Here is an 11,646-nt window from a genome sequence, read left to right as displayed (position 1 = left end):
AGAGATCGTCCGCCCCGGTCCCGCCCGAGAAACTGTCCGCGCCGTCATTGCCCTGCAGGATGTCAGACCCCCAGCCGCCGATCAGCACATCGTCGCCCGTCCCGCCACGCAGCAGGTTGCCATTGCCACCCGTCGCATTCAGCGTGTCAGACCCGGTGCCACCCTCCAGCGTGTCGGTCCCGGTGCCGCCTTCCAGCATGTCGTTGCCGTCACCGCCACCGATGCTGTCATCGCCATCACCGCCATTGGCGAAGTCATCACCGCCGGCGAGAAACACCGAGTCGTTGCCGCCGCCAAGGGTAAGCGAGTCGGTCCCGTTGAACGCGAACGGGACACCATCCTCGCTGAGAAAGCCCTCGGGGATAATATCTTCGTTCGACGACCCGTTATACGTCCAGTTCACGGCGCTGAAGAACGCCTCGAGCGCGCCCAGCGATCCGCCAAGCTCTGCGAAGGCCGCAGCAGACAGTTGCGCGGCATCGATCGTGCCAGAGAAGCTGCCCACGAATGTGCCGTTGATCGTGACGTTGACATTGGTGACCGTGCCACCGTTCAGGTAGGTGCCGAACGCGTCGGTGCCGTAGGTCAGCCCGGTGCCCGTGACCGTGTAGACAATCGTTTGTCCATCGCCGACGGAGATGCTCGTGAACCCGGTCGAGGACTGTCCACTCTGGATCTCTGCCTCCATTACGAGGTCCGAGAGCGCCCCCTCAATATCCTGCAACGCCAGACCGGCCGCCTGGCCGGCAGCGGAAATGTCGACGGTGATCGCATTGGGGGTCGCCGGCGCTTGACCTTCGAAATAAATGTACCCCTCCAGCGCGCTGACATTGGAGATTCCCGTGAAGGTCAGGCTGTTTCCCGCGCTGAAATTCAGGACGACATTCCCATTCACCACCGAGGCGCCGGCCAACAAGCTGGCGATGCTGCCGCCCCAGATGGCCGGGTCGATGAGGACAAGGTCTTCCGAGGTGAAGTCTTCGATGATGTCCGCACCACTGCTATAGATGAAATGGTCCGAATCCGCGCCGCCCCAGAGGGAGTCGTTGCCCGCACCGCCTTCGAGGATATCCTCTCCATCGTAGGCATAGATGCGGTCGTCGCCCCGCCCGGTGATGATGTGGTTTCCGAGGAGGTTTCCGTCGATGATGTCGTCACCATCTCCGGTGGCGATATTTTCGAACGCACCGGGGGTAACGACTTGCGCCACCGATGCAGCACCAAAATAGATCGTGTTGAACGTGCGGAGATCGACCCAGACATCCTGCGTCACAGCCACGAAATTCAGCCAATCCGTGCCGCCGTTGTTGTCCGAGATATAGCCACGGTCGCTGTCCACGGCCTCGTAATCGGCGAAATCGTCGGTGAAGTGGTAGACGTCGTCATCGGTGAAGTCCGACCCGAAGAAGGTCAGCTCGAAATCGTTGAGCGTGCCGTCGTCAGCTGAGGGGAAAGTATCCTCGATCTGCAGCGTCCAGATGCCTTCACTGCTCATGCCGATCGCGGCGTTCACGGCAAAGGTGTAGCCGAACAGGTCGGCGCCGCTGCCATTATTCTCGTTCAGGACGAATTCGGTCCCGTCGGGCGCGATCAAGGTGATCGTCAGGTCGCCCATGTAACTATGCGTAGCGTCGACATAGACGTAGATCGTCTCAATCGAAATCGCATCATTCGCCGCGACCTCGATCTCATCATAGATGATCGACGACCCGTCGATTGTCTGGTTGGTCGTTGCACTTGTGTGGACGGACGTCACCTCGTTGCCCGACACTTGCGGATTGTCGAAGAATTCCGACCACATCTCGGCCATGCGAACGGCAGCAAAGGCATCGACCATGCCGTAGCCGTAGTTGATGTGATAGCTGAGGCCGCCACCGTTCCAGTTGGACGCGCCGTTGGCGAACCATGATCCATCTTCAAAGCCGGCGGCGCCGCTGCCGAAGGAAGACCCTGTGTGGCTGGCCGACAGGGCAAGGATCTGTTGCACATCACGCCAACCCAGGTTCGGGTTGGCCTCCAGCATCAGGGCGACAACCCCGGAGACGACGGGCGTCGCGGCAGATGTCCCGCCGAACGCGTTTGTATAATCGTCACTGCCAGAGCCGGTCCAGTCATACCCACTACCGGTGCCCAGCAGATCAGTGGTCACCGCGGCCGCCGGCGCGGCGATCAACAGGTTCACACCCCAGTTGGAATACTCGGACGTGAAGCCATCGGATTCCGTGGCAGCAACCGTGATGATCTGGCGCACGACGTTGAGGCCATCGTTCTGCGAACTGGGGTGACCCGTGACGCCGTACTGAACGCCACTGCCAGCGTCATTGCCGGCGGCCTTGACCATGATCGTGCCAAGCCCGCCACGACCGGTCGCGGCGACACCGCCCAGTGCGTTCGCCTCGGCGTAAGTAAAGGAGTTTGGGTTGAGGATATCGGCAAAGGAAGAGTTTTGTTGATACCCGAATCCGAACGTGCCCCAGCTGTTCGACACGACATCATAGTTGGCCATGTCGCCCAACGCTTGCAGCATCTGTGCCGATCCGGCGCTCTGGATGTCCACCAGGTAGTCTACGCCTGTGATCGTCGCGCCCCAAGCGACGCCGATCCCGCCTTCATTATTGTTTTCGGCAGCGATGATCCCGGCGCAGGCGGTCCCGTGACCATCGCCGCTGCCATTCGGATCGCCGTTGTCATACGGCAGCTCAAGATTTTCGTCATAATTGCCGTCAAGATCCGCGTGATTCTGCTGAACCCCGTCGTCATAGACCGCGACGACGACACCATCGCCGCTGTACTCTGCCCAGATCGTTTCAATGTCGCCGATCAGGTTGAAATGCCACTGCTGGGAATAAAGCGGATTGTCGGTAAAGCTCATCGAAAGACCTGTCGCTCAAATCAGGTGCAGGTGCGGGATAGCCCTGCATCGCCCGCAAAATACCAAGACGGACCTGCGAAACAAGCTTCCATTGTTCAAATCTATAGAAAGCTTGGTTAAATCCTTCGCCGGCGGCCGCGCCTTGTGCCTCAGCCGGGCCGACGGTATCCCGGTTGCGATCAAACTGGGAAGGATGCTCCATGGCTGACGCAACGCCGACACCGCCGCGCCCCGTCGTCCTGTGTATCCTCGACGGCTGGGGGATCGGACCGTCTGAGGCTGACAATGCCCCGCATCTGGCAAAGACCCCCAACTTCGACCGGATTCATCGCGCCTGCCCCCATGCAACGCTGACCACCCACGGCCGTGCCGTGGGCCTGCCCGAGGGGCAGATGGGCAACTCGGAAGTCGGGCACATGAATATCGGCGCAGGTCGCGTCGTGATGATGGACCTCGTGCGCATCGACGCCGCCATCGAGGATGGCAGTTTCGCCAAGGAACCCGCCTTGGTCGATTTCATCGCGGCGTTGAAGAAAACCGGCGGCACCGCGCATCTGTTCGGGCTGGTTTCGGACGGCGGCGTGCACAGCCAGTACACCCACATGACCGAGGCCGCGCAGGTCATCGCAGGGGCGGGCGTGCCGGTGCGCATTCACGCCATCACCGATGGCCGCGACGTGGCGCCGAAATCGGCCACCAGCTTCATCCAGGATATCCAGTCGAACAGCCCCGAGGGCGTGCGCATCGCCACCGTGATCGGGCGCTATTTCGCCATGGACCGCGACAAGCGCTGGGACCGGGTCGAACGGGCCTTCAACGCGATGGTGCGCGGCAAGGGCGCCGAGGGCACGCTGCACGTTTCGGGCAACGCGACCGACGCCGCGGCCGAAGCCTATGATCGGGGCGAGACGGACGAGTTCATCCAGCCGACCGTTGTGGGCGACTACGCCGGGATGGCGGATGGGGACGGGGTGTTCTGCCTCAACTTCCGGGCCGACCGCGCGCGCGAGATCCTCGCCGCCATCGGCGACCCGGAGTTCGACGGGTTCGACACGGGCGAGCGACCGGACCTCGCGGGCAAGCTGGGGATGGTCGACTATTCCAAAAGCCATGATCGCTACATGACCACGGTCTTTCCCAAACAGGAGATCGTGAACACGCTGGCCGAATGGGTGTCGCAGCACCGGCTAAAGCAGTTCCACATCGCCGAGACCGAGAAATACCCCCATGTCACCTTCTTCCTGAACGGCGGCAAGGAACCACCCGAAAAGGGCGAGGACCGCTACATGGCGCAGTCGCCCAAGGTGGCGACCTATGATCTGCAACCAGAGATGTCCGCGGGCGAAGTGACCGATCACCTCGTTGGGGCGATCGAGGGCGATTACGACCTGATCGTGGTGAACTTCGCCAATCCCGACATGGTCGGCCATACCGGCGACCTCAATGCCGCCATCGCCGCCTGCGAGGCCGTCGATACGGGCCTCGGGCGGGCGCTGGAGGCGTTGGAGAAGGTCGGCGGCGCGATGATCGCCACCGCCGATCACGGCAATTGCGAGACGATGGTCGACCCGGAAACCGGCGGGCCGCACACGGCGCACACGCTGAATCCGGTTCCGGTGATCCTTGTCGGCGGGCCGGAGGGGGCCAGGCTGCGCGAAGGCGGCAAGCTGGCCGATCTTGCGCCGACGCTTCTGCAACTGATGCGGTTGGAGCAGCCCGAGGAAATGACCGGAGAGAGCCTCCTGGCATGAGGGCATGGGCACGGATCATCGCGGTGGCCTGTGCGCTCGGCATCGCCGGTCCGGCCCCCGCCCAGACCGATGCCGCGCAGACAGCCGCCCGCGCCGCCGAGATGCTGGAGGCTGCCGCGCAATCCCTGTCCGAGGCCGAGGGCGCGCGGGACCGGGTCGAGGCCCTGACCCAGACCGTCCGCGCTTACGAAGAGGGCCTGCTGGCCTTGCGCGATGGCCTGCGCCAGGCTGCCCTGCGGGAACGCACCATCCTTCTGGTCTTCGAAGCGGAGCGTGATCGCCTGGCCCGCCTTCTGGCCGTTCTGCAATCCATCGAAGCGGCCCCCGCGCCCTTGCTGTTGCTGCACCCCGAAGGTCCGCTTGGCACCGCCCGCTCCGGTATGATCGTGTCCGAGGTGACGCCTGCCGTCGCGGACGAGGCGATGGCGCTGCGCGCGCAACTGGAGGAACTGGCAGTGCTGCGCGCCTTGCAGGAAAACGCCCTCGCGCAGCTCACCGAAGGGCTGCAAGGGGCACAGGCCGCGCGAGCCGAGCTGTCGCAGGCCATCGCCGACCGGCGCGACCTGCCGGCGCGCTTCGCCCTGGATACCGACGCGATGCGGCAGATCCTCGTAAACGTCGATTCGCTCACCAGCTTCGCCGAGATCCTCGCCGCGGATCCCGTCGCGGCCTCGGCCGATCTGCCGGATTTCACGCAAGCGCAGGGCGCGTTGCCCGCCCCTGCCCTGGGTGCGCTTCTTCGACGCTACAACGAAACGGATGCGGCGGGCGTCCGCCGCCCGGGAATCGTGCTGGCCACCCATCCCCGCGCCCTCGTGACCGCGCCCTGGCCCGCGTCGATCCGCTATGCCGGCCCTCTGCTGAACTATGGAAATGTCGTTATCCTTGAACCAGATACGAATTACCTCCTGATTCTCGCCGGTTTGGGGGATCTCTACGTGACGGCCGGGCAACTGGTGGCGGGCGATACGGCCCTTGGTCTCATGCCGGGGCCTGTGGCCACTGGCGGGGAATTGATCGTCTCCGATGCGGAAGGCGGTGGTGCCGGGCTCTCGGAAACGCTTTATATAGAGTTGAGAGAGGGCGGCAGCCCGGTTGACCCGGGCGGGTGGTTCCTCATCGAATGACGGCGCGCGCCACGCGCGGAGCAGAACGAACGAAAGACGCACAAGGACGCACACGCATGAACAAGCTGATCTACGCAGCCATCGGAGGCATCGCCGGCGGCGTCCTCCTGTCCACGCAGGTCGCAGGACCGCTCCTGGCGCAGGAAGAGGCGCGCAACGCCTCGGTCTATCAACAGCTCGACCTGTTCGGCGACGTGTTCGAACGCATCCGCGCCAACTATGTCGAAGAGGTGAACGAAGCCGCGCTGATCGAGGCCGCGATCAACGGCATGCTCACCTCGCTCGATCCGCATTCCAGCTACCTGCCGCCGCGCGATTTCGACGCGATGCAAACGCAGACCCGCGGTGAATTCGGCGGCCTCGGGATCGAGGTGACGCAGGAAGACGGGTTCGTCCGCGTCATCACGCCCATGGACGACACCCCCGCGATGGAGGCCGGCGTCGAAGCCGGCGATTTCATCACCCATGTGGATGGCGAGGCCCTGCTGGGGCTGACGCTGGAACAGGCCGTCGACCTGATGCGCGGCCCGGTCGGGTCCGAGATCGTCATCACCATCGTGCGCGAGGGCGAAGATGAACCCTTCGACGTGACCATCGTGCGCGACCGCATCCAACTGACCGCCGTGCGCCACCGCCTCGAAGGCCGCACCGCGATCCTGCGGGTTTCGACCTTCAACGATCAGACCTTCCCGAACCTGGTCGAAGGCCTCGAAGAGATGATCGCCGAACTGGGCGGGCTCGAGAACCTGAACGGGGTCGTGCTGGACCTGCGCAACAACCCCGGCGGCCTGCTCAGCCAGGCGATCCGCGTGTCCGATGCCTTCCTCGAACAGGGCGAAATCGTCTCGACCCGCGGGCGCGAGGTTGCCGATGGCGAGCGTTACAACGCCACCGCCGGTGACCTGATCGAAGGCCTGCCCATGGTCGTTCTGGTGAACGGCGGCTCGGCCTCGGCCAGCGAGATCGTGGCCGGCGCGCTTCAGGATCATCGCCGCGCGGTGATCGTAGGCACCAACACCTTCGGCAAGGGTTCGGTCCAGTCGGTGATGCCGCTGCCGGGCAACGGCGCCATGCGTCTGACCACGTCGCTCTACTACACGCCGTCGGGCCGCTCGATCCAGGCGCTTGGCGTGGCGCCCGACATCATCGTCGAACAGCGCGACCCGGTGGAGATGGCCGAGGACGAGGCCGACCGCCCCGCCCGCACCGAGGCCTCTCTGCGCGGCGCGCTGGAAAACTCGACCCTGACCGAGGATGAATTGCGCCAGCGCGAACTGGAGCGCGAAGAAGCCGAAGCCACCGCGCGCCTGCGGAACGAGGATTACCAGCTGGCCTATGCCATCGACATCCTGACCGGTCTGAACGCGCTCGGTCCGAACCCGCAATGAGCGCATGACGCCGGACGAGATCGCGGCCCTGCCCTATCGCCCCTGTGTGGGTGTGGTGCTGACGGACGGGCAGGGCCGTGTCTTTGCCGGGCAACGCGCCGACATGGACACCCCCGCCTGGCAGATGCCGCAGGGCGGGATCGACAAGGGCGAAACCCCGGTCAAGGCGGCCCTGCGCGAATTGCGCGAGGAGACCGGCGTAAAGCGCAAGCATGTCACCGTGTTGGGCGAAACCGCCGACTGGCTGCCCTACGATCTGCCGCCCGAGGTTCTGCCCTATCGCGGCAAGTATCGCGGCCAAACCCAGAAATGGGTGCTGATGCGGCTGGATGCGGGGGATGACGTCATCGACCTGACCCACGAGGATGTCGAGTTTTCCGAGTGGCGCTGGATGACCGGTCAGGACCTGTTGGCCCTGATCGTGCCGTTCAAGCGCGATATCTACGAGCGCGTCCTGACGGAATTCGAGTTGTGCTGACACCGACTCCAAATGAGAACAAAAGGTGAATATAATCCATCCCCATGGGATTCGCCGAGCTTAGCATCACCTCGAACTTCACCTTTCTTAGGGGCGGATCGCACCCCGAGGAATACGCGCGGCGTGCCGCCCTGCTGGGGATCGAAGCCATCGCGATCGCCGATGAAAACTCGGTCGCGGGCGTGGTGCGGGCGTGGTCCGAGCTGCGCAAGATCGAGGAAGAGATCGCCGACGCCAAATCCGCCCGCGCCGATCCGATCGGGCCGCCAAAACCCGCACATCTGCCGGACCCGCCGCGCGCGCCTATCGACCATGTGCCGCGCCTCTTGCCCGCCGCCTGCCTGACACTGGCCGAGGGGGTGCGCCTGACCGCCCTGCCCCGTGACCGCACCGGCTGGGCCAGCCTGTGCCGCCTGCTGTCGGTGGGCAAACTCCGCGCGGAAAAGGGTGGGTGCCTTTTGCATGTCGATGACCTGCTGGGGCAGGCGCGCGGGTTGGAATTGCTGCTGCACGCGCCCGACCGCGCCACCTCCGACTGGCAGCGCCCGGCGGATCGCCTGGTGCGCGGCCTCGGCCCGCAGATGAGCCTGCTGATAGCGCCCCGCTATGACGGGCTGGACGACGCGCGCTTCGATGCGGCGGCGCGGCTGGCAGATCGGCTGGGCCTGCCCACCGTCGCCTCGGCCCGGCCGCTGATGCATCACGGATCGCGGCGGCGGCTGACCGATGTGCTGACCTGCATCCGCGAGGGGCTACGCGTCGAGGATCTGGGCACCGCCGCGCAGGCCAATGCCGAACAGCGCCTGCGGGGCGAGGCCGAGATGCGCCGCCTTTTCGCCGGGCACGAGGACGCGGTCGCACGCACGACCCAGATCGCCGCGCGCCTGCAGTTCGACATCGCCAGCTTGCGCTACGAATACCCCTCGGAAATCGCCGATGGCGAAACCGCAGCCCAGCGCCTGACCCGGCTGGCGCAGGAGGGGCTGGCCTGGCGCTATCCCCAAGGCATCCCCGAGCGTGCGCAAAAGCAGCTACAGCACGAGCTGCGCCTGATCGCCAAGCTGAACTACGAGCCCTATTTCCTGACCGTCCACGACATCGTCGCCTTCGCCCGGTCGCGCGGCATCCTGTGCCAGGGGCGCGGGTCGGCGGCGAACTCGATCACCTGCTACGCGCTTGGCGTGACCAGTGTCTCGCCCGAGATCGGCACCATGGTCTTCGAACGCTTCGTCTCCGAAGCGCGGAACGAGCCGCCCGATATCGACGTCGATTTCGAGCACGAGCGCCGCGAAGAGGTGATCCAGCACATCTACGAACGCTATGGCCGCCACCGCGCGGGCCTGTGCGCCACCGTCATCCACTATCGCGGCAAACGCGCCGTGCGCGAGGTGGGCCGCGCGATGGGGCTGAGCGAGGATGTGCTTTCGGCGCTCTCCAGCCAGATCTGGGGGTCATGGTCGAAAACCGGCCCCGAGATGGACCGCATGCGCGAAATCGGCCTCGACCCCGACAGCCCGCGCCTGAAACAGACCCTCCGCCTGATCGAGGAGATCATCGGCTTTCCCCGCCACCTGTCCCAGCATGTCGGCGGCTTCGTCATCACCGAAGGCCGCCTTGATGAACTGGTCCCCATCGAGAACGCCACGATGGAGGACCGCACCGTCATCTGCTGGGACAAGGACGATATCGACGCGCTCGGCATCCTCAAGGTCGATGTGCTGGCGCTTGGGATGCTGAGTTGCGTGCGCAAGGCGTTCGACCTGCTCAAGATGCATCATCGGGCCGACTACACGCTGGCGACCCTCCCGCCCGAGGATGCGGCCACCTATGACATGCTCTGCCGCGCCGACAGTCTTGGGGTGTTCCAGGTGGAAAGCCGGGCGCAGATGAATTTCCTGCCCCGCATGCGCCCGCGCTGTTTCTACGACCTCGTGATCCAGGTCGCGATCATCCGACCGGGGCCCATCCAGGGCGACATGGTCCACCCCTTCATCCGCCGCCGCAACGGCGAGGAGGAGGTGAGTTTCCCCTCGGACGACCTCGGACGCGTGCTGGGCAAGACGCTCGGCGTGCCGCTGTTCCAGGAACAGGCGATGCAGATCGCGATCACAGGCGCGGGCTTTACCGCCGAAGAAGCCGACCGCCTGCGCCGGTCACTCGCCACCTTCAAGAAGCACGGCAATGTCAGCGAATTCCGCACACGGTTCCTGCGCGGGATGCGGGCCAATGGCTATGACGACGCATTCGCCGAACGCTGCTTTTCCCAGATCGAGGGCTTCGGCAGCTACGGCTTTCCCGAAAGCCACGCCGCCAGTTTCGCCCTGCTGGTCTATGCCAGCGCGTGGCTGAAACGGCATCACCCCGGCATCTTCGCCTGCGCGCTGCTCAACAGCCAGCCCATGGGCTTCTACGCCCCCGCCCAGATCGTGCGCGATGCCCGCGAACACGGGGTGGAGGTGCGGCCCATCTGCGTGAACCGCTCCCACTGGGACAACGTGATGGAACGGACCGAGACGGGCGAGTTGGCGCTGCGGCTGGGGTTCCGGCAGATCAAGTCGATGCGCGAGGAAGAGGCCGATTGGCTGACCGCCGCACGCGGCAACGGCTACACCTCGGTCGAGGATGTCTGGCGCCGCGCGGGGCTGGAGGCGCGGTTTCTCACCATCCTGGCCGAGGCCGACGCCTTCGCCGCGCTCGGGCTGGATCGGCGGCAGGCGCTCTGGGCCGCCCGCGCGCTGACACCAAAACGCGAATTGCCGCTGTTCGCGGGCGATCTGGATGGCGAAGGCATCGTCGAGCCTGCCGCCCATCTGCCAAAGATGACCGAGGGCGAAGAGGTGGTGGAAGATTACGTCGCCCTGCGCCTGACCTTGCGCAGCCACCCCGTGGCGCTGATCCGTGATCGCCTCAGCCCACGGATCGACCGGCGTTTGCTGAAAGGGCCGCCACAGATCGGCGTCTTGCCGCCCCAGCCGCGCCCGACCCGTTGAACAGGGTCAAAGGCCGAACTTGTCGCGCGCCTGTCCGACGCCCTTCATCACGCGCACCAACTCCTCGCTGATGCCGCCCTCGCTCAAGGCATGGCCCGCGTTGCGGATCATGTGCAACCGGCCCGACGGCCACCCCGACGTCAGACGGTGCGCCGACAAGGGCGGGCAGATCATGTCGTAGCGCCCCTGCACCACGGTGCCCGGGATATGCGCGATCCGGTGCAGGTCCCGCAGGATCTGGCCGTCTTCCTCAAGGAATCCCCTGTTGGCGAAGTAGTGGTTCTCCAACCGGGCGAAGGCGCGGGCGTAATCTGCCGGGCTTTCGCCCCCCATCCCGTCGCTTTCCATCGAGGCCAGCGCGTTTTCCCACGCCGCCCAGGCCCGGGCATAACGCGTCTCGGTCATCAGGTCGCCGCAGAAGAGGCGCCGGTTATAAGCCGCGATCAGGTCGCCGCGCTCTTCCTCGGGGATCGGGGTCACGAAGCGCGACCACTGGTCCGGCCAGAATTGCCCGGCCCCACCCCCGTAGAACCAATCCAACTCGCGCTGCATCGACAGGAACACGCCGCGCAGGGCGAGATAGCCCACGCGGCCGGGATGCGCCTCGGCATAGATCAGGGCAAGCGTCGCGCCCCAGCTGCCGCCGAAAACAGCCCACCGCTCGATCCCCAGCGTGTTGCGAATACGCTCGATATCGTCAACGAGATGCCATGTCGTGTTGTTGCGGATCGTCGCATGGGGCCGCGACCGCCCGCAGCCGCGTTGGTCGAACAGGATAATCCGCCAATCCTTGGGATCGAAATAGCGCCGCATGGCCGGGCTGCACCCGCCGCCCGGGCCGCCATGCAACACCACGACAGGTGCGCCCTTGGGGTTGCCGCACTGCTCCACGTAAATGTGATGCCCATCGCCAACATCGAGCATCCGTTGGTCAAACGGGTCGATCGGGGGGAAAAGATGCGCGGCTGCGCGCTTTTGGCCGGAGAACTTGTCCATCGGCTTCCTATATAGATCCTCAAGACACTGGCACCACCACACTC

The 11,646-nt window shown here is 65.0% G+C and carries 7 protein-coding genes; 5 read left to right on the top strand and 2 right to left on the bottom strand.

The window, feature by feature from the left end; genetic code table 11:
- A partial coding sequence (locus tag ABD923_RS13100; protein ID WP_345229503.1) for a S8 family serine peptidase occupies positions 1-2,872 on the bottom strand: 2,872 nt, incomplete at its 3' end.
- Positions 2,873-3,072: 200 nt separating this feature from the next.
- On the opposite strand from ABD923_RS13100, the gene gpmI reads away from it, so the two are divergent.
- The 5 genes from gpmI to ABD923_RS13075 are packed head-to-tail and all read left to right on the top strand — an operon-like array spanning position 3,073 to position 10,606.
- Complete coding sequence (gpmI, locus tag ABD923_RS13095) at positions 3,073-4,623, top strand: 2,3-bisphosphoglycerate-independent phosphoglycerate mutase (protein WP_259548383.1); 1,551 nt, start codon at positions 3,073-3,075, stop codon at positions 4,621-4,623.
- Complete coding sequence (locus ABD923_RS13090; protein ID WP_259548390.1) at positions 4,620-5,750, top strand: murein hydrolase activator EnvC family protein; 1,131 nt, start codon at positions 4,620-4,622, stop codon at positions 5,748-5,750. The genes gpmI and ABD923_RS13090 overlap by 4 nt, the downstream gene beginning before the upstream one ends.
- 56 nt (positions 5,751-5,806) lie before the next feature.
- The gene (locus tag ABD923_RS13085) at positions 5,807-7,138 is read left to right on the top strand and encodes a S41 family peptidase (RefSeq protein ID WP_259548391.1); all 1,332 of its coding nucleotides are present in this window, start codon (positions 5,807-5,809) and stop codon (positions 7,136-7,138) included.
- A 4-nt stretch (positions 7,139-7,142) separates the two neighbouring features.
- Positions 7,143-7,616 carry an RNA pyrophosphohydrolase gene (locus ABD923_RS13080; protein ID WP_259548392.1) on the top strand — a complete coding sequence of 158 codons (474 nt, stop codon included), beginning with the start codon at positions 7,143-7,145 and terminating at the stop codon, positions 7,614-7,616.
- Between the two features lie 44 nt (positions 7,617-7,660).
- Complete coding sequence (locus ABD923_RS13075) at positions 7,661-10,606, top strand: error-prone DNA polymerase (RefSeq protein ID WP_259548393.1); 2,946 nt, start codon at positions 7,661-7,663, stop codon at positions 10,604-10,606.
- A 6-nt stretch (positions 10,607-10,612) separates the two neighbouring features.
- Here the strand turns inward: ABD923_RS13075 and pip are convergent, their stop codons facing one another.
- Positions 10,613-11,602 (bottom strand): prolyl aminopeptidase, encoded by a 990-nt coding sequence (gene pip / locus ABD923_RS13070; protein ID WP_259548394.1) that lies wholly within the window; start codon positions 11,600-11,602, stop codon positions 10,613-10,615.
- Positions 11,603-11,646: the final 44 nt, after the last annotated feature.

It is taken from the genome of [Roseibacterium] beibuensis (assembly GCF_039542305.1).
In the GTDB taxonomy this organism is placed as follows: Bacteria; Pseudomonadota; Alphaproteobacteria; order Rhodobacterales; family Rhodobacteraceae; genus Roseibacterium; species Roseibacterium beibuensis.
The sequence above is the reverse complement of the archived record's forward strand: the minus strand, read 5'-3'. Positions and strand labels throughout refer to the sequence as shown.